The organism is Achromobacter marplatensis (assembly GCF_049060505.1).
GTDB lineage: Bacteria > Pseudomonadota > Gammaproteobacteria > Burkholderiales > Burkholderiaceae_B > Achromobacter > Achromobacter marplatensis_A.
This window is the reverse complement of record NZ_JBMGRB010000002.1, coordinates 615,902-642,683: the sequence shown is the minus strand read 5'-3', so window position 1 is coordinate 642,683 and position 26,782 is coordinate 615,902. Positions and strand designations below refer to the sequence as shown.

Below are 26,782 nucleotides of genomic sequence, written 5' to 3'. Positions count from 1 at the left end.
GGCCGGCGGCCCCCGGGAGACATCCGATGAATGGATCGCTGCTGTTGTCGCAATTGCTGAATGGCCTGCAACTGGGCGCGTTGCTGTTCCTGATGTCGTCCGGGCTGACCCTGATCTTCGGCATCATGAATTTCATCAACCTGGCGCACGGTTCGCTCTACATGATCGGCGCCTTCCTGGGAGCCACCGCCTATAACGCCAGCGGCTCGTTCGCGTTTTCGATCCTGGCCGCCGTGGCGGGAAGCGCGTTCGTCGGCGTGGTGCTGGAACGGCTGATCGCGCGCCCGCTGTACCGGCACGACCATCTGTACCAGGTGCTGGCCACCTTCGGGCTGATGATGTTCTTCAACGAGCTGGCTTCGGTCATCTGGGGCAGCCGGCCCTACTACGCCGCGATCCCGCAGGGGCTGGAGGGCGCCGTCAGCCTGTTCGGCAGCGATTACCCCGTGTACCGGCTGATGATCATCGGGATCGGCGCGCTGGTCGCCGTGGGGGCGTGGTTTCTGATTCAGCGCACGCGCTTCGGCATGCTGATCCGCGCCGGGGCCAGCAACGCGCCCATTGCCAGCGTGTTGGGTGCGAATGTGGATTTGCTGAAGACGCTGCTGTTTCTGCTGGGGTCGGTGCTGGCCGGCGTGGCGGGCGCGCTGGCGGGGCCGATCCTGTCGGTGCAGTCGGGCATGGGCGAACCGGTGTTGATCCTGGCGTTGGTGGTGATCGTGGTGGGCGGCATCGGTTCGGTGCGCGGCACGCTGATCGCCGCGCTGCTGATCGCGATGATCGACACACTGGGACGCGCCTTTCTGCCGGACCTGCTGCGCGCGGTGTTCGACGCGCCCGTCGCCAATGCGGTCGGGCCGGCACTGGCGTCCATGCTGATCTACGTACTGATGGCCGTGGTGCTGGCGGTCCGCCCGCAAGGCCTGGTCTTTTCGGCGCGCCGCTAAGCCGCGCCAATGCACAGGGGCAATCGATCATGCAAGAACCTAACCGCCGGCGCTGGGCGCTGCCGCTGCTGTTCCTGGGCTTGGCCGCCGTGCCGTTCGTGGCGCAATGGCTGGGCGAACCCTTTTATGTGACGCTGGGCGCGCGCATCCTGATCTACGCGCTGGCGGCATTGGCGCTGAACCTGGTGCTGGGCTTTGCCGGGCTGGTGAGCTTCGGCCACGCCATGTTCCTGGGCCTGGGCTGCTATGCCGTGGGCATCCTGAGCTTCTACGGCATCGGCAATGGCTGGGCGCAGTTGGCCGTTTGCATCGCGGTCTGCGCGTTGGTCGCCCTGGTGGTCGGGACGGTGTGCCTGCGCACCTCGGGCATCGGTTTCATCATGATCACGCTCGCCTTTGCGCAGATGTTCTATTTCCTGGCGGTCAGCTTGCGCGAGTACGGGGGTGACGACGGCCTGAACATCTACGAGGCCAGCGCGTTCGGTCTGTTCGACCTGGGCGGCAGCCAGCCGGTGTATTGGGCGGCGTGGGCGCTGCTGCTGGCGGCCAGCCTGGCGATGCTGCGGTTGCGGCGATCCCCTTTCGGCATGATCCTGCGGGCCACGCACGCCAATCCGCGACGCGTGGACGCGCTGGGCTATTCGGTGTTCGGCGTGCGGCTGGCGGCCTATGTGGCTTCGGGCGTGCTGACGGGCATTGCGGGCCTGCTGCTGGCCAACCTGACCGCGTTCGCGTCGCCCAGCTACATGTCTTGGCCGGTGTCGGGCGAACTGATCGTCATGGTGGTGATCGGCGGCCTGGGCAATGTGCTGGGGCCGATCTTCGGCGCGGTGGCGTACCTGCTGCTGGAAGAACTTTTCAAGAGCGTCACCCAGCATTGGATGTTGTTGATGGGGCCGGTGGTGGTGGTGATCGCGATGCTGGCACGGGGCGGCTACGGCAGGTCGCTGGCATGGCTGCACGGGCCGCGGCCGGCGCCTGCCGATGCGCAAACGATGACGCCCGCCTTGGCCGCCGAGGCGCAAGCCAATAGGGCGCAAGCCAACAAGGCCCGGATCAACGAGGCCTCGGTATGACGGCCGCCGCAATGAGCGCGCCGGCCGCGCTGGCCACCCGCGATCTGGTCCGCCGCTTTGGCGGGCTGGCCGCCACGGATGGCGTGTCGCTGGATGTGGCGCCGGGCGAACTACACGCGTTGATCGGCCCCAACGGCGCGGGCAAGACCACGCTGATCAATCTGCTGTCCGGCGAACTGCGGCCCGATGGCGGGTCGGTCTGCCTGGGGGCGGCGGATGTCTCGCGGGCGACCGTCCAGGAACGGGTCGCGTTGGGCATGCTGCGCTCGTATCAGGTGACCTCGGTATTCGATAGCTACACCGTGTTGGAAAACGCCTGCCTGGCGGCGTTGCGCAAGCGCCGGCGCGGATTGTCGGCCTGGACGGCGCTGCGCGATTGCGCCGACGTGGTCCAGGCCGCGCGCGAGGCATTGCACGCCTGCCGCCTGGACGCGGTGGCCGAGTCGCCGGTGGAAAGCCTGGGCTACGGACAGCGCCGCCAGTTGGAAATCGCCATGGCGTTGGCGGGCCAGCCGTCCGTCTTGCTGCTGGACGAACCGATGGCAGGCATGAGCGCGGCCGAAAGTGCGGATGTCATCGCCCTGTTGCAAAGCCTGAAGGGCCGCTACACGATCGTGCTGGTGGAACACGACATGAACGCCGTCTTCGCGCTGGCCGACCGCATCAGCGTGCTGGTCTACGGCAAGGTCATCGCGACCGGCACCGCCGACGCGATCCGCAACCACCCAGACGTGCGCCGCGCCTATCTGGGCGACGACGCCGACGCTTGAAGGAGAGCCGCGATGTTGACGATACGCGGATTGACGGCGGGCTACGGCCACTGCCAGGCGCTGTTCGGCGTGGACCTGGACGTCGGGCAAGGCGAAGTGGTGGGCCTGATCGGCCGCAATGGCATGGGCCGCAGCACGGTCATCAAATGCCTGTTTGGCTTGCTGCCCGCCAGCCAGGGCAGCATCCAGTACGGCGACCGCTCGTTGCGCGGCATGGCGCCATACCGGATCGGACGGCTGGGCTTATCGCTGGTGCCGGAAGGGCGCCAGATCTTCCCCACGCTGACCGTCGAAGAGAATCTGGTGGCCACCGCCAGCGACCGCGGCCGCGCGCCGGCCTGGACGCTGTCCCGCGTCTACGCGCTGTTTCCCCGGTTGCAGGAACGCCGCGCCAATCTGGGCACCCAGCTGTCGGGCGGCGAACAGCAGATGCTGGCGCTGGGACGCGCGCTGATGACCAACCCCAGCCTGTTGGTGCTGGACGAAGCCACTGAAGGTCTGGCGCCCGTGGTGCGGGCCGAGATCTGGCGCGTGCTGGCGCAACTGAAAGCCGAGGGGCTGTCGATGATCGTGGTGGACAAGAACACCACGGCGCTGCTGCGTTTGTCTGACCGGAACGTCATCCTGGACAAGGGCGCGACGGCGTGGCGCGGCAGTTCGGCGGAATTGTCCGCGCGGCCCGACCTGGTGGCCGCTTACGTGGGAGTTTGAAATGAAATTGCAGGACAGGGTGGCGCTGGTGACCGGCGCGGCGGGCGGTATCGGGTTGGCGATTGCAAGGCGGTTCGTGGACGAGGGCGCCTATGTGCTGCTGGCCGACCGCAAGGAGGCCGAGCTGGCGGCGGCCGCGCGCGCGCTGGGCGAACGCGCGGCGGCACGCGTGGCCGACGTGACCGACCCGGCCGCGGCGCAGGCACTGGCGGACGACTGCGTGGCGCGCTGGGGCGGCCTGGACATCTGCGTTTGCAATGCCGGCGTGATCCGGGCGGCGGACTTCCTGGACCTGACGCTTGAAGACCTGGATGCCGTCATGAACGTCAATGTGCGCGGCACCTTTCTGGTGGCGCAGGCCGCGGCGCGCGCGATGGTCGCGGGCGGCCGGCGCAACGGCGCGATCGTGACGCTGTCGTCGATGACTGCGGAATTGGCCATGCCGGACCAATTGGCCTATGGCGCCAGCAAGGGCGCTGTCCGGCAGATGACGAAATCGATGGCCTTGTCGCTGGCGCCGCATGGGATACGGGTGAACGCCATTGGGCCGGGCAGCATCGACACCGAGATCCTGGCAACGATCACCAGCGATCCCGTCGCCCGGCGCACCGTCTTGTCCCGGATTCCGATGCAGCGCCTGGGGCAGACGGACGAAGTGGCGAAGGTGGCCGTGTTCCTGGCGGGCGACGACGCCAGCTACGTCACCGGGCAGACGGTGTACGTCGACGGGGGGCGGCTGGCGCTGAACTATACGGTCGCCGTGCCGGATTAACCGCCGCAAATCCCGCCCAGCATTGCTGCGTGAAGGCGTACAGCGCGTCTTGCGCCGTCAGGGGTGTCCGCCCGGCCAGGCGCGCCAGCACGTAATGGCCCTGTCGTTGCCGGTCGGGCGGAATCGGCACCTCCACCAGTTTGCCGGCGGCCTGTTCATGGCGGGTGACGCAGATCACGCCCAGCAGCAGCGTGTCGGTATGCAACGCCAGGTCCACCAGCGGGTCCAGGTTTTCGCAGCGCGTCGTCACCATCGATTCCGGCGCGCCGCCCGGCCCCAACGTTTCCGCCAACCGCAACGACACCTCGGGGCTGAGGGTGCTGGACGCCACCGGATACTGGCGGATCTGTTCGATGCCGATCCGCTTGTGCGCCAGGATGGGATGCCCCTTGCGGCACACCATGCCGGCGCGCAACGGCGCGAGCGGACGCGTGTCGATATCGGCCGCGTCGTACAGCATGCGTGCGTCGCAGACCATCGCGTCGATGTGTTCGCCGCGCAGCATCTCCAATAGCGCCGCCGTGGCGCCCAGTTCGATCCCCACGCGCACTTGGGGATGATTGGCCGCCATGTGGGTCAGGAAAGGCGACAGCAGCAGGGATGCTGGCGTGGGGCTCAGGCCGATCGTCAGCGTGCCTGATTCGCCGCTGTGCAGCGTTTTCAATTCCCGTTGCAGCTCGGCTTCTTCGAAGCGCATGCGCCGGGCGCGTTCGGCCACGCAGGCGCCATAGGGTGTCAGGCGAACCTGACGCGTGCCGCGGTCCAGCAATGGCAGGCCAAGTTCGGCCTCCAGCGCCTGGATGCTGCGGCTGAGCGCTGGCTGCGACAGGTTCACTTTTTCCGCCGCGCGCGAAAACGTGCCGTGCTCGACGACGGCCAGCAGGTGCTTGAGTTTCTGAAGGTCCATGTTTAAAGCGCATGAAAGCTATGAAATAAATGCATTGGAATTATAGTTTGGCGCTTCGTATCATGGTCCGTAGACGGTGCCCGCAAGAGGCGCCGCGCCCCGCGCCCGGGACTCGCAACGCGGCGCGGCCTATAGAAACGGAGACAGATTCACATGAAGCAGCACTTGTTGTCGGCCGCCATCCTGGCGGCCTGCGCCGGCGCGGGCGCCGCCCAGGCCCAACCCCAACCCAACTCCGCCGCACCCGCCGTACCGGCCCGCGAAGAGGTCCGCGCACCGCGCGCGGCCAGCGGACAGGTCACGATCCGGCGCGACGAATACGGCATGCCCCACGTTTATGCCGGCACCGTGTACGGCCTCTTTTACGGTTATGGCTACGCCGTCGCGCAGGACCGCCTGTTCCAGATGGAGATGGCACGCCGCAGTACGCAGGGCCAAGTGGCCGAAGTGCTGGGCGAAAAGATGGTGGCATTCGACAAGTCGATCCGAGGCAATTTCTCGCCTGAACGCATCCAGCGCCAGTTGGCCGCGCTGCCGGCCTCCGAACGCCAGATCCTGGACGGCTACGCAGCGGGTATGAATGCCTGGATCGCGCAAATACGCGACAGGCCCGGCAGCCTGATGCCTAAGGAATTCAACGACTTGCAATTCCAGCCGTCCGACTGGACGCCTTACGATGTGGCGATGGTCTTCGTGGGCACCATGGCCAACCGGTTTTCGGACGCCAACAGCGAGGTCGATAACCTGGCGCTGCTGACCGCGCTGAAGGACAAGCATGGGGACGCGCGCGCCATGCAGATATTCAACCAGCTGCGCTGGATGACCGACAGCCGGGCACCGACGACGGTGCCCGAGGAAGAGGGCGTGTACCAGCCCGGCACGGACGCTGCTGCGCGCGGTCCCGCAAAACTGTCCTACGCGTTGCCGCGCTATGACGGCACGCCGCCGATGCTGGAACGCGTGGCGCGCGACCCGCAAACGCGTGGCGTGCTGGACGAGGCGCCCGCCGATGCCCAAGCGCGCGTGCTGGCGCAGTTCGCGGAATCGGGCCAGCCCGGTATCGCCGGCTTTCCCACCACCAGCAACATGTGGATCGTGGGCCGCGACCACGCCAAGGACGCGCGTTCGATCCTCTTGAACGGCCCGCAGTTCGGCTGGTGGAATCCCGCCTACACCTATGGTATCGGCCTGCATGGCGCGGGTTTCGATGTGGTGGGCAATACGCCGTTCGCCTATCCCAGTATCTTGTTCGGCCACAACGCGCACGTCACTTGGGGGTCGACGGCGGGCTTTGGCGACGACGTGGACATCTATGCGGAAAAGCTCGATCCGGACGACCGCACGCGGTACTTTCACAATGGCCAGTGGAAGGCGATGGAAAAGCGTACCGAGCTGATTGCGGTGAAGGGCGGTGAGCCGGTCCTGATGGACGTCTACCGCACCGTGCACGGCATTGTCACCAAGTTCGACGACACGCAGCATGTGGCCTATGCCAAGGCGCGCGCCTGGGAGGGCTACGAACTGCAATCGCTGATGGCCTGGACGCACAAGGCGCAATCGCGCAACTGGGACCAATGGAAGCAGCAGGCCGCGCGCCATGCGCTGACCATCAACTGGTATTACGCGGACGACCGCGGCAACATTGGCTACGCACACACGGGCTTCTATCCCAAGCGCAAGCCCGGGCATGATCCGCGCCTGCCCGTGCCCGGCACGGGGGAAATGGACTGGGACGGCATGCTGCCGTTCGGGACCAACCCGCAGGTCTACAACCCGCGCCAGGGCTTTATCGCCAACTGGAACAACCAGCCCATGCGCGGCTATCCCTCCACCGACCTGTTCGCAATCGTCTGGGGCCAGGCCGACCGCTACGCCGAGATCGAGACGCGCCTGAAAGCCATGACCGCCAACGGCGGAAAAGTCAGCCCGCAGCAGATGTGGGACCTGATCCGCACGACCAGCTATGCCGACGTCAATCGGCGCCATTTCCTGCCATTCCTGCAGCAGGCGGTAGCGGGGCTGCCCGCGGATGACGCTCGGGCGAAGCTGGTCGCGGGCCTGCAATCCTGGGACGGGATGGGCACCAGCGACAAGCAGCCGGGGTTTTATGACAATGCCGGCCCGGCGGTGATGGACGCGTGGCTGCGCGCCATGTTGAAGGCGACGCTGGCCGACGAGATGCCGGCCGACTTCTTCAAGTGGTATAGCGCCACGGGCTACCCGACACCGGCCGCGCCCGCGACCGGCTCGGTCAACCTGACCGTCGGCGTCAAGGTGCTGTTCAACGCGCTGGCGGGCCCAAGCGCCGGAGTGCCGCAGCAATACGACTTTTTCAACGGCCGCCGGCCGGAAGCCGTCAGTCTGGCCGCCTTGGACGAGGCCGTGGCCGTCTTGCAAAAGGCTTACGGCCAGGACCCCGCCGCGTGGCGCATTCCCGCGCCGCCGATGGTGTTCGCGCCCAAGAACTTCCTGGGCGTGCCGCAGGCGGACAGCAAGGCGGTGCTGAGTTATCCGGCCACCCAGAACCGCGGCACCGAAAACAACATGACGGTGTTCGACGGCCGGGGCGTGCGCGCCGTGGACGTCGTCGCGCCGGGACAAAGCGGTTTCGTCGCCCCGGACGGCACGCCGTCCGTCCACGCCGGGGACCAGTTCGACCTGTACAACCGCTTTGGCCACAAGCGCGTCTGGTTCACCGACGCAGAGGTACGCGCCAACGCTAAGTCGGTAGAGACGCTGCGTTATTGACCGCGTAGCCGCCCTGGTGGCTGGCCAGGCGCGCATAGGCCCCTTGCTTTCGCAGCAATTGGTCGTGCGTGCCGGCTTCCGCCAGGGTGCCGCGATCCAGCACCAGAATCAGGTCGGCGTCGCGGATCGTGGACAGCCGGTGCGCGATCACCAATGTCGTGCGATGGCGCATGAGGGTGTCCAGCGCGCCGCGCACCTGCATCTCGGACAAGGTGTCCAGATGCGAAGTGGCCTCGTCCAGGATCAGGACCGGCGCGTTCTTCAGGAAGGCCCGGGCGATCGAGATGCGCTGGCGTTGGCCGCCCGACAACTGCACGCCGCGTTCTCCCACGGGGGTGGCCAGGCCGTCGGGCAACGCCCGCACGAAGTCCGTCAGCGCCGCCTGGTCCAGCGCGCGGGCCAGGTCCTCGGGCGTCGCTTCGGGTCGGGCCAGCCGGATATTGCCCTCTAGCGTGTCGTTGAACAGATAGGTGTCCTGGGTGACCAGCGCCACGCGTTCGCGCAGGCCGTCCAGTTGCAGGTGGCGCACGTCCACGCCGTCCAGCTTCACGACGCCCTGGCGCGGGTCCCAGAAGCGCAGCAGCAGGCTGGCAACCGTGCTTTTGCCCGCGCCGGATGCGCCCACCACCGCGACCGTGGCGCCGGCGGGCGCTTTGAAGCTCAAGTCTTTCAGCGTGTCTTCCTGCTTGCCGGGATAGGCGAAGCTGACATGTTCGAACGTCAGCGACAGGCCGTGCGTCGCCACCGGCGGCGCAAGCGGACCGTCGGTGACGGGTTCCGCTTCGTTGGCGACCACGTGCAGGCGGCGCGTGGCGGCGATGGTGTCGGCCAGTTGCCGGCTGACCTGCGAGATTTCCGACACGGGCAGGAAGGTCGCCAGCGCGATCAGCACCAACAGGGGCAGCATGCTGGCCGACAGCGCCCCGGCCGATACCTGCAAGGCGCCGACGACGGCCACCGCCAGGCCGCCCAGGCCCATCGCCACTTCAAACCACGCGGTCTGACGCGACAGGTCGCGCAGGATGTCCAGGCGGCGGATGCGGTAGTGGTCGGCGACTTTCAGGAACTGGTCGCGCCGGCGGCCCGTGGCCTGGAAGGCGGTCAGGTCGGCCAGGCCCTGGATGGTGTCGGTAGTGTGGGCGCTCATTTCGCCCAGGGCATGGCGGGCTTTGTCGCCCAACGCATCGATGTGGCGGCGGCCGCGCACCGGTGATACCAGGGCATAGGCCAGGAAGGGCAGCAGCGCCAACGCCACCGGCCAGCTGTATACGCCCAGAAAGCCCAGCACCGACAGCGGCACCAACACCGATACGATGGCGGGCGCAATGGTGTGCGCGTAGAAGTACTCGACCATTTCGACGTCTTGCGTCGCCAGCGCCACCAGATCGCCGGAGCGGCGTTGCAGCAGGTAGGCAGGCGCCAGGCGTTCCAGCTTGTCGTAAAGCTTGACCCGCATGTCGGCCAGCAGTTGATACGCCATGGCGTGTGCCAGCCACGATTCCAGCCAGTGGAACAACGCGGCCAGCGGCGCGGCGATCAATAGTCCGACGATCAGCCCGGCAGTTTCTCGGCCGTCACGGATGGCGGCCACGATCAACGCGCTGAACACGCCCACGCCAATGAACGCCGCCACGCGCGCCACGCCCAGCAGGATGGTGGCGATGAGCGTGCCGCGCCAGGGGCGCACCACCGACAGCAGCGTGCCCAGCGTGGCGCGCCAGCCAACGTGTTCCGCGTCCTCGTCCAGCGAGCGCAGGGCGGGGCCTTGCTTGTCGTCCAGGTCGGCGTCGGGCGCGGCCGCCGGTTGCGCGTCGGAAATCGGGTTGCCGCTGGCGGACGGCAAGCCGGCCGACGGGTTCTGGTGCGCGGCCGCCTGCTCGTGCATCAGGCGGTAGTACAGCCCGCGCCGAGCCATGAGTTCCGCATGCGGGCCGGCTTCCACGACGCGGCCCTGGTCCAGCACCAGACTGCGGTCGGCGCCGATCACGCTGGCCAGGCGGTGGGCCAGGATCAGCGTGGTGCGGCCCGCCATCAAGCGGTCCAGCGCCTGCTGGATCAGGGCTTCGTTTTCGGTGTCCACCGACGACAGCGCTTCGTCCAGGATCAGGATGGGCGCGTCGCGCAGCAGCGCGCGGGCGATCGCCACGCGCTGGCGCTGGCCGCCCGACAGTTGCAGGCCGCGCTCGCCGATGCGGGTGGCGTAGCCGTCTGGCAGCGCCATGATGAAGTCGTCGATATTGGCGGCGCGGGCTGCCGCGCGCACCTGTTCATGGGTGGCGTCGGGACGCCCCAGCCGCAGGTTGTCATCGATGGTGCCGTGGAACAGCGTGATGTCCTGGCTGACCAGCGCGATGTGCGACAGGAGCGTCTGCGTGTCCAGCGTGTTCACGTCATGGCCGCCCACGCGGATGCAGCCCGACTGGGGTACGCATTCGCGCAGCAGCAGGCGCACGATGGTGGACTTGCCGGCGCCGCTGGGTCCGACGATGCCCACGCGTTCACCGGCCGCGATGCGAAACGCCAGCCCTTGGTGGGCGGGGCGTTCGGGCGTGTACGAGAACGCCACATTATCGAATTCGATGGTGGGCGTCAGCCGGGCGGGCGCGGCGCTTGCGGCGCGGGTGTCCGGCACCGGCGTCAACGGCTTCGCATCCATCAGCGCGTGGATGCTGACGGCGGCGGATTGGCCCAGCATGCCGCGGTGCAAGACCGATCGCAGGTCGCGCAAGGGGCGGAAGATCTCGGTACCCGCCATCAGCACGATCAGCAGGGCTTCGACGCTCATGTCGCCGGCGGCGACGCGCCAGGCGCCCAGCGTCAGGGCCAGCGCCGCGCCCAACGCCACGCCCAGGTCGCTGATGCCGCGTGTCAGCAGGCTGACCGACAATACCCAGAAGGTGTTGTCCGACAGGCTGCGCGCGCGGGTGGCCAGCCGCTGGCCCCATGCCTTGCCTTGGCCATACGATTTCAGGGTAGGCAAACCCTGCACCGCGTCCAGGAAGTCTTCGCCGAAGGCATTCAGGGCACGGGTGCGCGCCTGGCTGGCGCGGCGGTCCAGCATATGGACCGCCATCGGGCCGAACAGGGCGAACAGCGCCGCGGCCAGGAAGACCAGCGCGGTGGGCACGTCCCAGAACGCGATCACGGCAAAGATGGCAAAGGGCGCGGCCGCCGCGATGGCGACTTGCGGCAGGTACTGGCCAAAGAACGTCTGCAACTGTTCGACGCCGTCCACCACCGTCAGCATGACGCCGCCCGTGCGCTGGTTGGCGAACCAGGCCGGCCCCAGCGCGACGATGCGGTCATAAAGTTTGCCACGCAGCGTCTGTTGGATCGCGGCGGATGTGCGGTTGGCCTGCACCGTGCGCAAATGGTCGAAGCCGGCGCGCAGCAGCACCATCGCGCCCACGCACAAGGCGGGCGTGACCCAGTCCTGCCAGGGCGCGCCGTCGAACACGCGCGCCAGCAATTGGCCCAGGAACACGTAGCGGGCAATACCCGCCGCCAACGCCAGCAGGCCCAGGAAGATCCCGCCGGCCATGCTGGCGCGCAGGCCCGCGGTCAATTGCCACAATCGAGAGTCGAAATACATATCAATGCTCCATCCAGAGCTTGCATGGTCACTGATCCGATGGGCGCGCGAAAGCGATAGTTTTTCAATCATGGGTTGAGATAAACTCAACCCATGGCCGACCTTCCCACCCACACGCCGCCGCTGGCCGCCCTGCGCGCCTTTGAAGCCGTTGCCCGGCTGGGCAGCCTGAGCCGCGCCGCTGCGGAATTGCACGTCACCAAGAGCGCCGTCAGCCATCAGCTGCGCGCATTGGAAACCGACCTGGGCGTGCCGCTGCTGCGGCGCGGGGGCACTGTGCGTCGCGCCGAAACCACCGAAGCCGGCGCCGATTTGCTGGCTTCCGTACAACAGGCCTTGACCCTTCTGGATACCGCGTGCCGCAATGCGCGGGCCACGGCGCGCGACCGCCGGCGCTATACGCTGAACGTGTCGGCCAATCCGTCGCTGGCCGCATTATGGCTGGCGCCGCGCATCGGCCGCTTCATCGCGCTGCACCCCGACATCGGGGTGCAGGTTTACTTGCACGCCAGCCAGGACCCGGCCTGGAAGAGCCAAGACATCGATCTGGCGTTCCTGCACGTGCGGGCCCAGGGGCCGCATCTGGCCGAACCGGGCGACATCCCGCTCATGACCGAAACCGTCGTGCCGGTATGCAGCCCCGCGCTGATCGCCGAAGCCGACCGCAACGATCCCCGCGTCTTCCTGCGCCATCGATGGCTGGAAGAAAAGCACATCGACAGCCCCGAAACCGATTGGCGAACTTGGAGCCACCGGCTGGGCCTGGCCGATTCCGACCGGCAGGCCCCGATGGTGCTGAGCGGGCTGAGCACCATCGTCGCAGCGGCCGCCGCCGGCGTCGGCATCGCGCTGGGCCGCGCGCCGCTGATTGACGAAGATCTGGCCAGCGGACGCTTGGTGGCGTTGATGCCCCAACTGCGCATGCCTGGCTCGTGGGGCTACGTGATGCGCTTGCAAGCCAACCGGCCGATGGACGCCTCGCTGCCGGCGCTGGTGGAATTCCTGGCCGAAGAAGGGCGCAGCATGGGCGTGTGGCAGGAACAGGTGCGATGAACCGACTCAGAAATACCGTTGTCCCGATCCGGCTTGCGGCCATGCTGTGCTGGGGAGTGGCCGTCGTGGCGGGAAGCACGGCCCGGGCGGAAGACGCGTCGGCGCCGATTTCCGCTGCGGCCTTGGCGGACTGGGAAGCCCACGGCCGAGCCGAAGGGCTGGCGCGGCCCGACACGCGATGCCAGGATTTCCTGCTGGCGATGGGTCAAAAGCCGGATTACGTCGAGTACCTGGGTTGCGAACGCGGGGACGACATGCAGATGAAACCCTTGACCGCCAGCTACCGCGTAAGTGGCGCGGCGGCGGTACGCGTGGAAGATCATCTGCACAAGGTCTTCGGTATGCCGCGGCTGGAGTTCGTCTGTTGCGGTTGGGGCTCACGGCCTTATTCCACCCGCTACCCGTCGGACGGGCCGACCGTCTCGGTCGGCATGGGCGTAGAGACGCCTAGCTATCTTCGGGAGCAGTGGCAGAAGATCCCGTACTTCAATATCACCGTCGCCGTCTATCGCGAGCTGCCGTAACGGGCCGTAGGATGGGTGAAGCGCGGGAGGCCCTGCGCAAGAACTCGGCCTCCCAGCGCGCGTAACCCATCGAGCAGCCGTAGCGCTGTGGCTGCAGCCGCCAAGAACCCGCCGCTGCTTGATGGGTTACGCGCGCTGGACGTCGGGTTTCTTGCGCAGGGCCTCCCGCGCTTCACCCATCCTACGTCGCCAGTTCCATGCTGCGCGTAACTTCTTCCTGCACGCGTTCCCAGATCGAACGCTTCAGTTCCACGAAACGCGGCGACAACTGCACGTCCGCGCTGCGCGGGTGCGGCAGGTCGTTATGGATGTCTTGCACGATCCGGCCAGGTTTTGAGCCCATCACCGCCATGCGGGTGGACAGCGTCAGCGCCTCGTCGATCGAATGCGTGATGAAGACAATCGTCTTGCCGCTTTGCTCATAGATGGACAGCAGCTGGTCCTGCAACACCTGCCGCGTCATCGCGTCCAGCGCCGCGAACGGCTCGTCGAACAGCATCACGTCCGGATCGTTGGCCAGCACCCGCGCAATCGATACGCGTTGCTTCATGCCGCCGGATAGCGCGTGCGGATACTTGTCGGCCGCCGCTTTCAACCCCACCATCTCGATGTATTTGCGGGCAATGGGCGCGCGTTCCTGCCTGGACATCCCGCGCATCTTCAAGCCGAATTCCACGTTTTCCTGCACGGTGCGCCACGGAAACAACGCGTACTGCTGGAACACCATGCCGCAGGCGGCGGTCACGTCGGTGACGATGCGGCCGTTGATGGCGACGGTGCCGGTGTTGGGCGTGATGAAGCCCGCCATCAGGTTCAGCAAGGTGGACTTGCCGCAGCCGGACGCGCCCAGCAGTACCAGGAATTCGCCGCGCTTGACCTCCAGGTCCACGTGGTCCAGCACGGCCACGTCGCCATAGGACTTCGAGACGCCTTTCAGCTGGATCATCGTGTCGTTCATCGTTGCCATGCCAGCACCCACCGTTCAAGAAGCCGCAAACACAGATCGGTCACCAGCACGGTGAAGCTGATCAGCACCATGCCCAGCACCACGGTGTCGGTCTGGAAGAATTCCTTGCCGTTCATGATCATGAACCCCAGGCCTTCCTTGGACGCCACCAGTTCCGCCGAAATCACACAGGTCCAGGACAGGCCCAGGATGATCTTCATGCCCGACAGAATCTGCGGCAGGCAACCGGGGAACAGCACTTCGCGCATGACTTGCCAGCGGTTGGCGCCCAGGTTGCGCGCCGCCCGCACCAGCACCGGGTCGATGCTGCGCGACGCCTCCATCACATACAGCAGCGCCGGCACGAACGACCCCATGAACACGATGCTGTATTTCTGCGTTTCGGTGATGCCGAACCACAGTAGCGACAGCGGAATCCAGCTCATGGAGGGCAACGGCCGCAGGAACGAGATGATGGGGTCGAATACCGCGCGCGCCACCTTCGACGTGCCCAGCAGGATGCCCAGCGGGATGGCGACGATGACCGCGGCCAGAAAACCCACCATCACGCGGCGGGTCGAGGCCAGCACGTTGTAGAACAGCGTGCCCTGGTCGGATAGCGACAAGGCCCGCGCCAGGACCTGGGACGGCGCGGGCAGGAAGATGGGATCGACCGCGCCGGCGCGGCACAAGCCTTCCCACAGCAACAGGAAACCAAGAAGCGAAAGCACGCTGACCCAGAGCAGCCGTGTTTCCCTTGAAGACGAACGCGAGGACATAGGGAATGTCCCGCTTACAGGTACGAGGCCTGGACCCAGTCCTTGACCTGGGGCGCCTTGTCGATCTGCTTGAGCGTCACCAGCATCTCGGCCAGTTGCTGCATGCCGGCGACGAAATTGCCCGGGTCCACCATCAGTCCCTTCTGGTCCGCGGCGGAATACCACTGCGTCTGCTTGATGACGGCCAGTTGGTCATCCTTGGACAGTCCCGTCAGTTCCAGTAGCACGCCGGCGGCCTCCTCGGGTTGGCCGGTCAGCATGGCGTTGGCCTGAAAGACGGCGTGCAGGAATTTCTTCACCGCTTCCGGGTTCTCGCGCCCCAGTTTGGCATGGGTCAGCAATACGTCTGGCCCGGGCGTGATGGCGTACTGCTTGTAGAGCGAGAATGCAGTGTCGTCCAACAGCACGTGGGTGCCCGGCACGGCCTTGATACGGTCGAACGCCGGCGTCCAGGCTACTGCCGCGTCGATCTGCTTGCCCTGGTAGGCGGACAGCAGGTTGGTGGCGGGAAGATTGATGATGGCGACGTCGCGATCGGGGTTCAGGCCGGCTTGGCGCAACACATCCAGCAGCAGCACATGCGCGCTGGACGCGTAGGTCACGCCAATCTTCTTGCCCTTCAGGTCGGCCACGGACTTCACGTCGTCGCGCACCAGCACGCCTTCGGCGCGGCCGAAGTTGTTAGGCGTGGCGATCACCTGGAACTGACGCGCGCCTGCCGCCATCAGCGCCAACGACGACACGACGCCGGTGCCGGCCAAATCGATGTTACCGGCCATCACGGCGCTCATGCGGTCCGACGACGTGGCAAAGCTCTGCCACTTGATATCCAGCCCCTGCTTGGCGAACAGGCCCGTTTTCAACGCGATGTAGGCCGAATAGTGGCCCAGCCAGGCCGAACCGCCGTAGGTATACGACGCGTTGGCGGCGCGGCCGACCATGGGAAAGCCCAGGGCGCTGGCGCCCGCCAAAGCTGCGGTGCGCACCAGCATGGCGCGGCGAGTCATGTTCATATTTTTCCCCTACTGAAATGTAGATTGACCGATAGATGTCATGTCGCCGGCACGCTGGGGCGCGGCAGGGCAGACTGTCACCCGGACGCTGCGCGGCGGCGTGAATATAAGGAGCGGCGATGGTCAAAATTCGTCGTGCTTAAGCAATCCGCCGCGGCGGGCGGCATTTCATCGGCGGCTTTATTAAGTATTCGCGCTGCTTATATTGCGGCGGCGGGCAAACGGCAGGTTCACACTCGCGCCACTTGTCCTTGGAGCCTTGTCCGTGAAAAGTTTTGACGTGATCGTGATTGGTGCCGGCGTGATCGGCAGCTCGGTAGCCTTCCATCTGGCCGAGCTGGGCGCAAAGAATGTGCTGGTGCTGGACCGGGCCACCATCGGCGCCGGCACGACCTCGCAGTCGTCCGGCATTCTGCGCACGCATTATTCGGTGCGCGAGAACGTGGAGTTGGCCCAGCGGTCCTGGAAGGTGTTCAACGATTTCGCCGGCTACGTGGGCGACGACGAGGCCTCTTGCGGCCTGGTCAAGTGCGGCTATCTGATCAGCGCGGCCGACAACGACAAGCTGGAGCCCTTGCGCGGCGCGCTTGCGCAGCAGCGCGCGCAGGGCATTGCGCTGGAACTGCTGACCGCCGCCCAGGCGCGTGAATTGCTGCCCATTGCCTCGTTCGACGACGCGGCGCTGATCGGCTTCGAGCCCGAAGCCGGCTTTGCCGACGCGTATCTGGTGGCCACCAGCTTTGCGCGCGGGGCGCGTCGCCGCGGCGTGACCATCCGCGAAAACGTCGACGTCCTTGGCCTGCGGGTCGAGGGCGGCCGCGTGGTCGGGGTGTCCACGTCCGAAGGCGATTACGCCAGCCCGTTGGTGATCAGCACGCAAAATATCTGGACATCGGAGCTGGCCGCCTGGACCGGCGTGTCCATGCCCGTGGTGCCGGAACGCCACGCGGTGCTGGCGCTGGAATGCGAAGCCGCGCCCTACACCTATTCGATGCCGGTCTACAAGGACCTGGCGTCCCCGGGCATGCTGTATTGCCGCAGTTACGGCGGCAACCAGATGCTGGTCAGCGAGGGCATCGTGGGCGAGGCGCTGCAAAAGAGCGACGCCGAACAGGGCGACATCCCGCTGGACTACGTGGCGGAAGTCGGCGAGCAGGTGGCCGCGCGCTTCCCGGCCTACGAGACCGCCGGCCTGGCGTCATCCTGGACCGGCGTGTACGACGTGACGCCGGACTGGAATCCCGTCTTGGGCCGCGTGCCCGGCGTGGCGGGCTTGATCGTGGGCTTCGGGTTTTCGGGCCATGGCTTCAAGTTGTCGCCCACCGTGGGCCGCGTGCTGGCGCAAGAGGCGTTGGGCCTGGCGACCGACGTGTCGCTCAAGCCTTACGACATCGGCCGTTTTGAACGCGGCGCGTTGCTGACCGGAAAGTACGGCCTTGGCGCCGTCTCCTGACCCCGTGCGCATTGCCCAGGCGGAATGGCAGGAATTGCCGCCCGAGCCGTGGAAGAACGGCGCGGGCGTCACCCGCACGCTGGCCGTGGATACTCAGCCGGTGCCACGGTGGCGCGTCAGCATCGCGGACATCGAGCGCGACGGCCCGTATTCGCGACTCCCCGGACAGGACCGCGTATCGGTCGTGCTGTCAGGAGAAGGCGTAACGCTGCAAGGCGAGGGCAAGAAGATCCTCTTGCTGCCCGGCGTGCCGACGGCCTTTGCCGGCGACGTCGCGTTCCAGTCCCGCCTGCTGGGCGGCCCCGTGCGGGTCTTGAACCTGTTCGTGTTGCGCGGCGCGGCCCAGGGCGCCGTGTCCTGTTCCGGTTGGGGGCGCGCCGCGTCGCCCGTCTTGGCCGTGGGTTCGCTGGCGCTGGGCGCTGGCCCGGTGCAGGCGTTCGGCTTCGCCGTCGAGGCCGACGGCGAGCCGTGGCGCGGCGGCAAGCCGGATGCGGTGCGACTGGACTTGCGCGTCGTGGCCGCGCCGCCTGCCGCCTGACTGTTCCTGCCCCGCGTGCCGCTGGCGCGCAGGCAGCCTATGAATCCTTAATCCAGGAGTATTCGCATGAAGGTACTAACCGCGGTCAAGCGCGTGGTGGACTACAACGTCAAGGTGCGCGTCAAGGCCGACCAGAGCGGCGTGGATATCGGCAACGTCAAAATGTCGATGAACCCGTTCGATGAAATCGCCGTCGAGGCGGCCGTGCGCTTGAAAGAGCAGGGGGCCGCGGCCGACGTGGTTGCCGTGTCTTGCGGCGCGGCGTCGTCGCAGGAAACGCTGCGCACCGCCTTGGCGATTGGCGCCGACCGCGGCGTGCTGGTGCAGACCGATGCCTCGTTGCAGCCGCTGGCCGTGGCCAAGCTGCTGTGCGCCGTCGTGCAGCGCGAGCAGCCCGCGTTGGTGATCCTGGGCAAGCAGGCGATCGACGATGACGCTTGCCAGACTGGGCAGATGCTGGCGGCGCTGCTGGGGTGGCCGCAAGCCACCAACGCCAGCGCGATCGACATCGATGGCGGCATGGCGCGCGTGACCCGGGAGGTGGATGGCGGTCTGGAAGTGCTGGAATTGGCGCTGCCCGCCATCATCACCGCCGACCTTCGCCTGAACGAACCGCGCTATGTCACGCTGCCCAACATCATGAAAGCCAAGAAAAAGCCCGTGGAGGTGTTGACGCCCGAGGCGCTGGGCGTGGACCCGGGTTCGCGCCTGGAAACGGTGCGCGTGGAAGAACCCGCCGCGCGTGCGCCGGGCATCAAGGTGGCCGATGTGGCCGCGTTGATCGACAAACTTAAAAATGAAGCGAAGGTGATCTGATGACGGTCCTGGTTATTGCCGAACACGACAACCGCGTGCTTGCCGGCGCCACGCGCAGCGCCATTGCCGCCGCCGCCAAACTGGGCGTGCCGGTCCACGTGCTGGTGGCCGGCGCGGGCGCGCACGCCGTGGCGGACGCCGCGGCACGTACCGCAGGAGTCGAAAAAGTGCTGCTGGCCGACGCGCCGCACCTTGGCGACGGTTTGGCCGAGAACCTGGCTACGCAGGCGCTGGCGGTCGCGGGCGGCTATACGCATCTGTTCCTGGCCGCGACCACGCAAGGCAAGAGCGTGGGGCCGCGCATTGCGGCCTTGTTGGACGTGGCGCAGGTGTCGGACGTGATCGAGGTACTGTCGGCCGATACATTCAAGCGCCCCATCTATGCGGGCAACGCGATCGCGACGGTCAAAAGCGCTTATGCGGTCGTCGTGGCCACGATCCGCCCAACCGCCTTCGACGCCGCGCCGGCCGAGGGCGGCAGCGCGCGCGTAGACACGGTGGCGGCCGTGGCCGACAGCGGCCGGGCGCGCGTCGTCAGCCGCGAGCTCGCGGTGTCCGAACGTCCGGAACTGGGCGCCGCGCGCGTGGTGGTCTCGGGCGGGCGCGGCTTGGGCAGCGCCGAGAACTTCAAGCTGCTGGACCCGTTGGCCCAGAAACTGGGCGCGGCGCTGGGCGCGTCCCGCGCCGCGGTGGACGCCGGCTATGCGCCCAATGATTGGCAGGTGGGGCAGACCGGCAAAATCGTGGCGCCTGCACTGTACGTGGCTGTCGGGATCTCGGGCGCCATCCAGCATCTGGCCGGCATGAAGGATTCCAACACCATCGTCGCCATCAACAAGGACGGCGACGCGCCGATCTTCGGCGTGGCGGATTACGGCCTGGTCGGCGATCTGTTCGACGCGGTGCCTGCTTTTACGGCAGGGCTGTGACGCCGCGCTAATGTCGCTTCAAGGGCGCTTTCGTGCGCCCCATCAGCGCCCCATCAGCGCCGCATGCTGCGCCACAGCGTGGCGGGCGGCAGCCCCAGGGCCGGGGCGATGTCTTTCTGGATCAGGCGTTCCATCGCCATCAGGATCACGTCCCGGGCCTCGGTGGGCAGTTTGCCGACTTCCTGCTGCCGCGCCGCCAGATACAGCGTGCGCGACAGGCTGGGGTCGTCGCCGCGGGCAACGCCCAGGTAGGGCGCCAGTGGCAGGACGCGCAACTGGTCCACGAAATGGCGCGACTGCCAGATGCACAGCGGCGTGCTGATCGCGAAACCGATGCCCGCCGTAACCAGGCTAAGCAGCGGATCCGTATTGTCGAACTCAAAGGTGCGCTCGATCATCACGTCGTGCGATTCGATCAGGCGGTCGATCTCTGCGCCGATGAACGACCGCGCGCTATAGCGGATGAACTGCATGCGCGTGCCCAGTTCCTTCAGCGTATCGATCTTGTTCATGTCCATCGTGCGCGGCACGATCAGCACGTAGGGTTCGCTGAACAAGCTGACCTTTTTAATGGTGGGTTTGCCAGCCACGGCGCTGGTGGTGACCACCAGGTCCAGTTGCCGGTCTTCCAGCTGCTTGTCCAGCACGGGCGTGATGCCGGACCACAGGCGGATCTGGCGCGACGCGCCAGACAGGCCGTGGATCAGCGTGGGCCCCAAGGTGCCCGCGAAGGAGTCCACGCAGCCAAAGCGCACGATGTTCCGTTTGGCCCGGCTCAAGTTGCGCACGCTTTCTGTCATATCGCCGGCCTGGGCCAGCAGGCGCGCGGCATGGTCGAACAGGAGTTCTCCGGCGGGCGTGGGCCGCGCCGGCCGTGTGCTGCGGTCAAGCAGTTCGGTCGACATCGCGCCTTCCAACTGCTTGACCCGTTGCGACACGGCCGCTTGCGACAGGCCCAACAGGCGGGCCGCGCCCGACACGGACGCGGCTTCCACGACCGCCACCCAGGTCAGCAACAGGCTCCATTCCGGATAGTTTTCGGTCGTGCTGAACGAAAATCGGTTCATCGCCTGGCGTGTCCTGGAAGGGGGGAGGCGGGTCAGCGCTGGCGCGCCGTGGTCTGCCGCAGGGCGGCTTGCACCATGCCTTCGACCACCGGGATGACCTTGCCGGCCAAGTCGGCACGCCAGCCATAGGGATGCGTTTCGTCCATGTAGGTGGACTGGCACATTTCCAGCTGGATCGCGTGGATGTTGTCGGCCGGCGCGCCATAGTGGCGCGTGATGTAGCCGCCCTTGAAGCGGCCATTGACGGCCCAGGTGTAGTCGGCGCACGCGTCCAACTGCTGCTTGACCGCCGCCAGGATATCCGGCGCGCAGGCTGCGCCGTCGGACGTGCCGATGTTCAGGTCGGGCAGCTTGCCGTCGAACAGGCGCGGCAGCACGCTGGCGATGGAATGGGCTTCCCACAGCAGCACGGTGCCATGCTCGGCCTTGATGCGGTCCAGCTCTTCATGCAGCTTGGCGTGATAGGGCTGCCAATAGGTCTGAAGACGGTGCGCGCGTTCGGCGTCGGTCAGCACGGCGTCGTTCTGGTAGAGCGCGTCGCCGCGGAACGTCTGGGTCGGGCACAGGCCGGTCTTGGTCTGGCCGGGATACAGGCTTTCGTCGTTGGGCGGGCGGTTCAGGTCCACCACGTAACGGGAATAGCGCGCGCCAAGCACGGACGCGCCCAGCGCCTGGGAAAACTGGTACAGCGTGTCCAGATGCCAATCGGTATCGCCGGACTCCAGGCCCAGCGGCGTCATCTGCGCGCGCTGCGTGTCGGGGATCTGGCTGCCCAAGTGGGGGATGGAGATCAGCAGCGGGGCGGTGCCGCGGCTGAAATGATAAATATCGCTCAAGGGAACACTCCGGGTAACAAAGACGGTGCGCTGCGGGGTCTGCCGCAGGCGACGGGCGCTTGTATGCTAGGCAGCGCGGCCCGCCGCGGTAATTGCATCAGTTTAATGGATGTTGATGATCAGGCCGCGTGATGCAAAGGGCTAGGGGCGCAACGGCTGCGCGTAGGGCGCCCAAGGCGCATCCGTGTTCCAGATGCCGGCGATCTCATCGATCAGCACGCGAACCTTGGGCGACAGGTGCCGGCGGTGCGGATACACCGCGCAAACGGGCGCGCCCGCCGGGGCCACGGATTCCAGCACCGGCATCAAGCGCCCCGCGCGCAGGTCGTCGGCGACCAGGAACGCGCCCAGTTGCGCGATTCCATCGCCCGCCAGCGCGGCGTCGCGCAGCGCTTCGGTATGGCCCAGCCGCAGGCGTCCCGCCACCGGCAGCTGGCGCGCCACGCCCTGGATGGCAAAGCGCCACGGCACTCGTTGCCCTGCGTGGCTGTAGACCAGGGTTTGGTGCTGACTCAGCGCGTCCGGGGTGGCCGGCGTACCGTGGCGCCCCAGATATTCCGGCGCCGCGCAGGTGATCAGCCGGTGCGGCGCCAGCACGCGCCGCACCAGCCGGCTGTCCGATTCGCCGCCAATGCGGATCGCCACGTCGATGCCGTCGCGCACCAGATCGGTGTAGTCGTCCGAGAAGCTGACCTCCGCTTCGACGTCGGGCCAACGGTGCAAATACGCGCGCAGCAATGGCATCAGATGCAAGCGTCCCAGCGACACGGGCAGGTCGATGCGCAGGCGGCCGCGCGGGGCTTGCTTGCGGTTGGCCATCGCATCGGTGGCATTGTCTACTTCGGACAGAATGCGCTGCGCGTGCTCGTAGAAGATCCGGCCGTCGTCGCTCAGGCTGACGCTGCGCGTGCTTCGGTGCAGCAGCCGGGCGCCCAGGCCTTGCTCAAGCCGGGTGATGCACTTGCCGATGGCTGATCGCGACAGGCCCAGCTTGTCGGCGGCGGCCGTGAAACTCTGTGCATCGGCCACGCGAACGAACGCCAGCAAGTCGCCGATGTGATCCAAAGGGCGAGAGGGAGACGAGGGAGAAGACGAGGACGTTAGATTGAACACGATTTGTCCCTTATGTTTCGCTATCAGACTACTTTATCAGCAGATTGGAAACAGTAGACTGCATAAGGGTCGACCCAGTCACGGGTCTTTTCCGGATGGCTTCGCCTGATGACCCGCATCGTTCCTCCGCCCGACGTTCCCAACCGCGCCCTCGCCACCCCCGCTGGCCTTGCGCCGCATTCTCCGCCGAGCACGCCTGGCGCCCCTTGCCCCACGGACGGCAGTGACCGCGGCGGTGCGCCCGCCCGGGCCTGGCTTGGCGTGATGGCGGTGGGCCTGGCGACCTTCAGCGTCGTCACCACCGAAATGCTGCCCGTGGGGCTGCTGGTGCCCATCACCCGGGATCTGGGCGTGTCGGTGGGCGAAGGCGGACTGATGCTCTTCGTGCCTGCGATCCTGGCGGCGTTGTTTGCGCCGCTAGTCGTGGTCGCGGCGAAACGCACGGACCGCCGCCGGTTGCTGTGCGGATTGCTGGCATTGCTGGCGGTCGCCAACCTGGCAAGCGCCTTGGCGCCCTCCATGCCCTGGTTGCTGGCGGCGCGCGTGTTGGTGGGGGTCTGCATCGGCGGCATTTGGGCGATTGCTGGCGGCTTGGCGGGCAGGCTCGTGCCGCCGCAAGGGGTCGGAACCGCGACCGCCATCATCTTCGGCGGCGTGGCCGTGGCCTCGGTGCTGGGCGTGCCGCTGGGCGCCCTCATCGGCGATCTGGCGGGTTGGCGCGCCGCGTTCGGCGCCATGGCGGCGTGGTGCGCGGCGGTGCTGCTGCTGATGAGGCTGGCTTTGCCGCGCTTGCCCGCAGCGCGCAGCCTGTCCGCGCATCAACTGGCCCGGCAATTTTTGAATCCGGCGGTGCGCGTGGGGCTGCTGGTCACCTTGTTTTTGGTGGCCGGTCACTTCATGGCCTACACCTTCGTTCGGCCACTGTTGCAATCGCAGGCTGGCTTCGGCCCGCAGTGGATCGGCCCCTTGCTATTCGCCTATGGCGCGGCCGGGGTCGCAGGCAATTTCATGGCGGGGCCGGCCGCCGCGCGCCATCCCGGGGGCGTGTTGCTGATGATCGCGATTGCGCTACTGGCAACGCTGGCGCTGCTGGCCGGACTGGGCCATCGGCCTATCGCCAGCGGCGTCTTGCTGGTGGCGTGGGGGCTGGCATATGGCGGCGTGTCGGTGTCGCTTCAAGCGTGGATGATGCGCGCCGCGCCGGACGCCATCGAAGCCGCCACGGCGCTGTTCGTGGCGACGTTCAACCTGGGTATCGCCGCTGGTTCGCTGTTGGGCGTGCCCAGCGTGGATGCGCTGGGTCTGCGCACGAACCTATGGTTGGCGGCGGCATGCATGACGTTGCCGGCGGGCGCGCTATGGGCGTCGCGGCAGCCCAGGCGGATGCCTGGCGCCGGGCCGGCATGATCGCTATGCTTCAGGTGCGCCCGGGCGCGGGCCCGCGCATGCCCGCCAGTCAGGCCCTACCATCGGAAGCCGCCAAATGACCCAATTTTCCTCTTCTTCTTTCCCCCGTCTTGCCGTGGAGCCGGGCTTCTTCCGGGGGCGGCGCATCGCCGACCTGCAAGAAGCCATGGCCAGCGGCGGGCTGACAGCCCAGGACCTGGTGCGGCACGCGGGCGCCGCCATTGAACGGCTGAACCCGCAGTTGAACGCCTTCGTCCATGTCGACATCGCCGCCGCGTTGGCCGTCGCCCGTGAACGCGACGCCGAACGCGCAAGCGGCAAGGTCAGGGGGCCGTTGCATGGTATTCCCGTCGCCATCAAAGACAACGTCGACACGGCCGACATGCCCACCACGATGGGCGCCGCTCACTTCCTGGGCCACCGGCCGCAGGCCGACGCGCGCTGCGTGGCGCTGTTGCGCGAAGCCGGCGCCATTGTGGTCGGCAAGACGTTGACGCACGAGTTCGCTTATGGCCCCACCGGCGACCGCAGCGTGCAGGGGGCGGCGCGCAATCCCTGGCGCATCACCCAGATGACGGGCGGTTCCAGCGCGGGCAGCGCGGCGGCCGTCGCGTCCGGCATGGTGCCTGTGGCGCTGGGCACGGACACCGGCGGGTCGGTGCGCGTGCCGTCCGCCCTGTGCGGCCTGGTCGGCTTCAAGCCCACGCATGGCCGTGTGTCCGACGCGGGCGTGTTTCCCCTTGCGCCCACGCTGGAAGATCCCGGTGTGCTGGCCCATTGCGTCGAAGACGCGCAAGTCTTCATGCAGGCGCTGAGCGGCGGCGCGATGGCGCCCGTTACGGCAGCCGCCGATGACATCAGGATGGGCTGGGTAGCCAACGCACCGTTCGCGATCGACGACACGGCCGTCACCGCATGCGTGCGCGCCGCGGCGGAGCGCTTCGCCGGCGGCGCAGTGCCGCCCGCGCCCGGCGTCACGCAGCATGCGCGCGCCCTGCAAAGCGCGCTGGGCGCCATCCAGCGCGCCGAAGCCTATGAAGTCCACGCCGAGCGCGTCGAATCCGAACCTGGAAAGTTCGACCCGGAAGTGCTGGAACGCTTGCGCGCCTCGCGCCCGGTGCAGGGGTGGGAGTACGTGCGGGCCCTGAAGGAAAGGACCCGCCTGCAAGCCGAATTCGCGCGGCTGTTCCAGCAGGTGGATGTTCTGGCGCTGCCCGCCGTCGCCATTACCGCGCCCGCGTTGCAGCAACGCACCGTGGCGGGCCCGGGCAGCGCTGGCGTGCGCGAAACGTTGCTGGGCCTGACTAACCCGTGGAACGTGTTGGGCTTGCCTGCCATCAGCCTGCCCGCGGGCTGGGTGAACGGCATGCCCGTGGGCTTGCAACTGGTCGCCGCAGCCGGCACCGACGAGGCCTTGCTGGCGCTGGCCGCCAGCCGCTGGCAAGCGCCGCAAGCGGACTGACTCGATGGCCAGCCGGCGCCGCATTGCGGTACGGGCAACTTGGCAAGGCGGGCGAAGGATCGCCCGCCGCTGTTCTAGATCGGTCCGACCGACGTTCCGAAACCGATGGCGCGGCGCTTGCCTTGCACCGAGATCTCTTCATCGCCGTCGTCCGCGCCGGGCTCACGCAGCCACATCATGGCGGACAAGCCGAATTTCGCGTCATAGCCGCCGAACCAGTCGATAAGCCGCGCGACGTAGCAATGCGTGCCCACGTGCACCGCCACGTCGGCCACGGTCTCGTAGGAATAGTGGCCCGCTCCGTATTGGTAGTAGCGGTCCCGCTCGTCCTCTTTCACATCGGCGGGAATCGGGCATAGCGGCCGTTCCGGCGTGGTGGCATCCCCGTCGCCACGCGCGGATTCGGCGTCGACGGTTGCCAGCGCCTGCGTCAACCCGGCATGCAAGGCGTCGTCCAGGACGCGGACCGCGTCTTTGTCGGCGCGCTTCTGCTGTTTAGGCACTTGCAGCTGATAGCGGTACTGGATGGTCAGGGTGGGGACTTCGCCCACGGCATGCAGCGGCCGCAACAGATGGACATGATCGACGCCGTAGTAGCTGTTGCGGTATGCCGCGTAGACGCGGCCGCGCAGGCGGATCCACTCGCCGGCCTGGTTCGAGCCGCGGCCGTTCAGCGTGTACAGGCTGGACGCGGCATTGCCATGGGCGTCGATGGCTTCGGCATAGCGGCCGCCCGCGCGCCGCAAGGCGCTGATGTCCGAGAACAGGCCGGTGCCGCCAGTGTAGGAATTGATCACCAGGTCGCGCTGGCCGTCACCGTCCAGGTCCATCAAAGAGTAAGAGGCGGCGCCGTTTTCGCCGCCCGCATCGATGCCGGACGCTTGTAGCGCCTTCCATTCGTCCGGCGTGACGCCGTCGGGCCGCGTGACCGGGAACCTGGCTTCATCATCATCCTCGTTCGCTCGGACATTGGAGAACGTGGTGGTGCCGCGCTTGATGGACAGGGACGCCAACGCGTCTTCCAGCGGGAACTCGGCGTTGTGCCGGCTTGCGGCCTCTACCGCTTGGCGCAGGTCTTCAAGCGCCTGCCGATCGGTTTCATCCGGCACGTAGGCCGTGGCGCTGCGCAGCAGCTCCGCGTCGGCGCAGATGGTCACTTCAGTGGGGGTTTTCGCTTGCGCGCAATTCATGCCCGCAGCCAGCGCGGGTGGGGCAAGAGGCGCCAGCGCCAGAAGGGCGGCGAACAAGAAGGGCTTGGGAGTCAGCGTCAAGGTGCGGCGTGAAGTGGGTGATGTACAGTGCATTACACGATTGAACCGTTGA

At 67.1% G+C, this 26,782-nt stretch carries 23 protein-coding genes; 14 read left to right on the top strand and 9 right to left on the bottom strand.

What is annotated here, in order from left to right; translation table 11 throughout:
• Positions 1-26 precede the first annotated feature (26 nt).
• From ACI0FO_RS07710 to ACI0FO_RS07690, 5 genes are read left to right on the top strand one after another with little or no spacing between them, the layout of a single operon-like run.
• A complete protein-coding gene (locus ACI0FO_RS07710) occupies positions 27-947 on the top strand; it encodes a branched-chain amino acid ABC transporter permease (protein ID WP_105559941.1) in 921 nt (306 codons plus the stop codon).
• A 29-nt stretch (positions 948-976) separates the two neighbouring features.
• Entirely contained in the window at positions 977-2,023 is a 1,047-nt protein-coding gene (locus ACI0FO_RS07705; protein ID WP_416025490.1) for a branched-chain amino acid ABC transporter permease, read from the top strand.
• Positions 2,020-2,793 (top strand): ABC transporter ATP-binding protein, encoded by a 774-nt coding sequence (locus ACI0FO_RS07700; protein ID WP_416025488.1) that lies wholly within the window; start codon positions 2,020-2,022, stop codon positions 2,791-2,793. The genes ACI0FO_RS07705 and ACI0FO_RS07700 overlap by 4 nt, the downstream gene beginning before the upstream one ends.
• Positions 2,794-2,805: 12 nt before the next feature.
• The gene (locus tag ACI0FO_RS07695) at positions 2,806-3,504 is read left to right on the top strand and encodes an ABC transporter ATP-binding protein (RefSeq protein ID WP_416025486.1); all 699 of its coding nucleotides are present in this window, start codon (positions 2,806-2,808) and stop codon (positions 3,502-3,504) included.
• A 1-nt stretch (position 3,505) separates the two neighbouring features.
• Complete coding sequence (locus ACI0FO_RS07690; RefSeq protein WP_416025484.1) at positions 3,506-4,276, top strand: SDR family NAD(P)-dependent oxidoreductase; 771 nt, start codon at positions 3,506-3,508, stop codon at positions 4,274-4,276.
• Here the strand turns inward: ACI0FO_RS07690 and ACI0FO_RS07685 are convergent.
• Positions 4,206-5,183, bottom strand: a complete 978-nt coding sequence (locus ACI0FO_RS07685) for a LysR family transcriptional regulator (RefSeq protein WP_416025483.1) — start codon at positions 5,181-5,183, stop codon at positions 4,206-4,208. The two genes, ACI0FO_RS07690 and ACI0FO_RS07685, sit on opposite strands and share 71 nt — an antisense overlap.
• 153 nt (positions 5,184-5,336) lie before the next feature.
• Here ACI0FO_RS07685 and ACI0FO_RS07680 point away from each other — a divergent pair, with 153 nt between their 5' ends.
• Positions 5,337-7,931, top strand: a complete 2,595-nt coding sequence (locus tag ACI0FO_RS07680) for a penicillin G acylase (protein ID WP_416025481.1) — start codon at positions 5,337-5,339, stop codon at positions 7,929-7,931.
• On the opposite strand, the gene ACI0FO_RS07675 is transcribed toward ACI0FO_RS07680, so the two are convergent.
• Positions 7,903-11,523, bottom strand: coding sequence for an ATP-binding cassette domain-containing protein (locus tag ACI0FO_RS07675; protein WP_416025479.1), 3,621 nt, complete (start codon positions 11,521-11,523; stop codon positions 7,903-7,905). The two genes, ACI0FO_RS07680 and ACI0FO_RS07675, sit on opposite strands and share 29 nt — an antisense overlap.
• Before the next feature lie 93 nt (positions 11,524-11,616).
• Here ACI0FO_RS07675 and ACI0FO_RS07670 point away from each other — a divergent pair, with 93 nt between their 5' ends.
• Together ACI0FO_RS07670 and ACI0FO_RS07665 are read left to right on the top strand one after the other, a co-directional pair.
• On the top strand, positions 11,617-12,576 hold the full coding sequence (locus ACI0FO_RS07670) for a LysR substrate-binding domain-containing protein (protein ID WP_416025478.1): 960 nt from the start codon (positions 11,617-11,619) through the stop codon (positions 12,574-12,576).
• Positions 12,573-13,100 carry a DUF4952 domain-containing protein gene (locus tag ACI0FO_RS07665; protein ID WP_416025476.1) on the top strand — a complete coding sequence of 176 codons (528 nt, stop codon included), beginning with the start codon at positions 12,573-12,575 and terminating at the stop codon, positions 13,098-13,100. The genes ACI0FO_RS07670 and ACI0FO_RS07665 overlap by 4 nt, the downstream gene beginning before the upstream one ends.
• Positions 13,101-13,281: 181 nt before the next feature.
• Here ACI0FO_RS07665 and ACI0FO_RS07660 read toward each other — a convergent pair whose 3' ends face one another.
• The 3 genes from ACI0FO_RS07660 to ACI0FO_RS07650 are packed head-to-tail and all read right to left on the bottom strand — an operon-like array spanning position 13,282 to position 15,838.
• Positions 13,282-14,067 carry an ABC transporter ATP-binding protein gene (locus ACI0FO_RS07660; protein ID WP_416025474.1) on the bottom strand — a complete coding sequence of 262 codons (786 nt, stop codon included), beginning with the start codon at positions 14,065-14,067 and terminating at the stop codon, positions 13,282-13,284.
• On the bottom strand, positions 14,055-14,825 hold the full coding sequence (locus ACI0FO_RS07655) for an ABC transporter permease (RefSeq protein ID WP_416025472.1): 771 nt from the start codon (positions 14,823-14,825) through the stop codon (positions 14,055-14,057). The genes ACI0FO_RS07660 and ACI0FO_RS07655 overlap by 13 nt, the downstream gene beginning before the upstream one ends.
• A 14-nt stretch (positions 14,826-14,839) precedes the next feature.
• Positions 14,840-15,838, bottom strand: coding sequence for an aliphatic sulfonate ABC transporter substrate-binding protein (locus ACI0FO_RS07650; RefSeq protein ID WP_416025470.1), 999 nt, complete (start codon positions 15,836-15,838; stop codon positions 14,840-14,842).
• A 265-nt stretch (positions 15,839-16,103) separates the two neighbouring features.
• Here ACI0FO_RS07650 and ACI0FO_RS07645 point away from each other — a divergent pair, with 265 nt between their 5' ends.
• The 4 genes from ACI0FO_RS07645 to ACI0FO_RS07630 all read left to right on the top strand — a co-directional run bounded on the left by ACI0FO_RS07645 (position 16,104) and on the right by ACI0FO_RS07630 (position 19,574).
• A complete protein-coding gene (locus tag ACI0FO_RS07645; protein WP_416025468.1) occupies positions 16,104-17,291 on the top strand; it encodes an NAD(P)/FAD-dependent oxidoreductase in 1,188 nt (395 codons plus the stop codon).
• Positions 17,275-17,829: a HutD family protein gene (locus ACI0FO_RS07640; RefSeq protein WP_416025466.1), complete on the top strand. Its 555-nt coding sequence runs from the start codon at positions 17,275-17,277 to the stop codon at positions 17,827-17,829. Before ACI0FO_RS07645 ends, ACI0FO_RS07640 begins: the two co-directional genes overlap by 17 nt.
• Before the next feature lie 66 nt (positions 17,830-17,895).
• Positions 17,896-18,645, top strand: a complete 750-nt coding sequence (locus ACI0FO_RS07635; protein ID WP_416025464.1) for an electron transfer flavoprotein subunit beta/FixA family protein — start codon at positions 17,896-17,898, stop codon at positions 18,643-18,645.
• The gene (locus ACI0FO_RS07630) at positions 18,645-19,574 is read left to right on the top strand and encodes an electron transfer flavoprotein subunit alpha/FixB family protein (RefSeq protein WP_416025463.1); all 930 of its coding nucleotides are present in this window, start codon (positions 18,645-18,647) and stop codon (positions 19,572-19,574) included. Before ACI0FO_RS07635 ends, ACI0FO_RS07630 begins: the two co-directional genes overlap by 1 nt.
• Positions 19,575-19,627: 53 nt before the next feature.
• On the opposite strand, the gene ACI0FO_RS07625 is transcribed toward ACI0FO_RS07630, so the two are convergent.
• The 3 genes from ACI0FO_RS07625 to ACI0FO_RS07615 form a co-directional block, all read right to left on the bottom strand.
• Entirely contained in the window at positions 19,628-20,641 is a 1,014-nt protein-coding gene (locus ACI0FO_RS07625) for a LysR family transcriptional regulator (RefSeq protein ID WP_416025461.1), read from the bottom strand.
• Positions 20,642-20,673: 32 nt separating this feature from the next.
• The gene (gene hutG / locus ACI0FO_RS07620; RefSeq protein ID WP_416025459.1) at positions 20,674-21,477 is read right to left on the bottom strand and encodes an N-formylglutamate deformylase; all 804 of its coding nucleotides are present in this window, start codon (positions 21,475-21,477) and stop codon (positions 20,674-20,676) included.
• 141 nt (positions 21,478-21,618) lie between these two features.
• Complete coding sequence (locus ACI0FO_RS07615; protein ID WP_416025457.1) at positions 21,619-22,590, bottom strand: LysR family transcriptional regulator; 972 nt, start codon at positions 22,588-22,590, stop codon at positions 21,619-21,621.
• Positions 22,591-22,698: 108 nt separating this feature from the next.
• On the opposite strand from ACI0FO_RS07615, the gene ACI0FO_RS07610 reads away from it, so the two are divergent.
• Complete coding sequence (locus ACI0FO_RS07610; RefSeq protein WP_416025456.1) at positions 22,699-23,997, top strand: MFS transporter; 1,299 nt, start codon at positions 22,699-22,701, stop codon at positions 23,995-23,997.
• A gap of 76 nt (positions 23,998-24,073) precedes the next feature.
• Complete coding sequence (locus tag ACI0FO_RS07605; protein WP_416025455.1) at positions 24,074-25,459, top strand: amidase; 1,386 nt, start codon at positions 24,074-24,076, stop codon at positions 25,457-25,459.
• A 74-nt stretch (positions 25,460-25,533) separates the two neighbouring features.
• Here ACI0FO_RS07605 and ACI0FO_RS07600 read toward each other — a convergent pair whose 3' ends face one another.
• Complete coding sequence (locus ACI0FO_RS07600) at positions 25,534-26,706, bottom strand: hypothetical protein (protein WP_416025453.1); 1,173 nt, start codon at positions 26,704-26,706, stop codon at positions 25,534-25,536.
• Between the last annotated feature and the right edge of the window lie 76 nt (positions 26,707-26,782).

Coding starts and splice junctions, on each gene's coding strand:
- ACI0FO_RS07710 (WP_105559941.1), top strand. CDS start 27: ATGAATGGATCGCTGCTGTTGTCGCAATTGCTGAATGGCCTGCAACTG.
- ACI0FO_RS07705 (WP_416025490.1), top strand. CDS start 977: ATGCAAGAACCTAACCGCCGGCGCTGGGCGCTGCCGCTGCTGTTCCTG.
- ACI0FO_RS07700 (WP_416025488.1), top strand. CDS start 2,020: ATGACGGCCGCCGCAATGAGCGCGCCGGCCGCGCTGGCCACCCGCGAT.
- ACI0FO_RS07695 (WP_416025486.1), top strand. CDS start 2,806: ATGTTGACGATACGCGGATTGACGGCGGGCTACGGCCACTGCCAGGCG.
- ACI0FO_RS07690 (WP_416025484.1), top strand. CDS start 3,506: ATGAAATTGCAGGACAGGGTGGCGCTGGTGACCGGCGCGGCGGGCGGT.
- ACI0FO_RS07685 (WP_416025483.1), bottom strand. CDS start 5,183: ATGGACCTTCAGAAACTCAAGCACCTGCTGGCCGTCGTCGAGCACGGC.
- ACI0FO_RS07680 (WP_416025481.1), top strand. CDS start 5,337: ATGAAGCAGCACTTGTTGTCGGCCGCCATCCTGGCGGCCTGCGCCGGC.
- ACI0FO_RS07675 (WP_416025479.1), bottom strand. CDS start 11,523: ATGTATTTCGACTCTCGATTGTGGCAATTGACCGCGGGCCTGCGCGCC.
- ACI0FO_RS07670 (WP_416025478.1), top strand. CDS start 11,617: ATGGCCGACCTTCCCACCCACACGCCGCCGCTGGCCGCCCTGCGCGCC.
- ACI0FO_RS07665 (WP_416025476.1), top strand. CDS start 12,573: ATGAACCGACTCAGAAATACCGTTGTCCCGATCCGGCTTGCGGCCATG.
- ACI0FO_RS07660 (WP_416025474.1), bottom strand. CDS start 14,067: ATGGCAACGATGAACGACACGATGATCCAGCTGAAAGGCGTCTCGAAG.
- ACI0FO_RS07655 (WP_416025472.1), bottom strand. CDS start 14,825: ATGTCCTCGCGTTCGTCTTCAAGGGAAACACGGCTGCTCTGGGTCAGC.
- ACI0FO_RS07650 (WP_416025470.1), bottom strand. CDS start 15,838: ATGAACATGACTCGCCGCGCCATGCTGGTGCGCACCGCAGCTTTGGCG.
- ACI0FO_RS07635 (WP_416025464.1), top strand. CDS start 17,896: ATGAAGGTACTAACCGCGGTCAAGCGCGTGGTGGACTACAACGTCAAG.
- ACI0FO_RS07630 (WP_416025463.1), top strand. CDS start 18,645: ATGACGGTCCTGGTTATTGCCGAACACGACAACCGCGTGCTTGCCGGC.
- ACI0FO_RS07625 (WP_416025461.1), bottom strand. CDS start 20,641: ATGAACCGATTTTCGTTCAGCACGACCGAAAACTATCCGGAATGGAGC.
- ACI0FO_RS07610 (WP_416025456.1), top strand. CDS start 22,699: ATGACCCGCATCGTTCCTCCGCCCGACGTTCCCAACCGCGCCCTCGCC.
- ACI0FO_RS07605 (WP_416025455.1), top strand. CDS start 24,074: ATGACCCAATTTTCCTCTTCTTCTTTCCCCCGTCTTGCCGTGGAGCCG.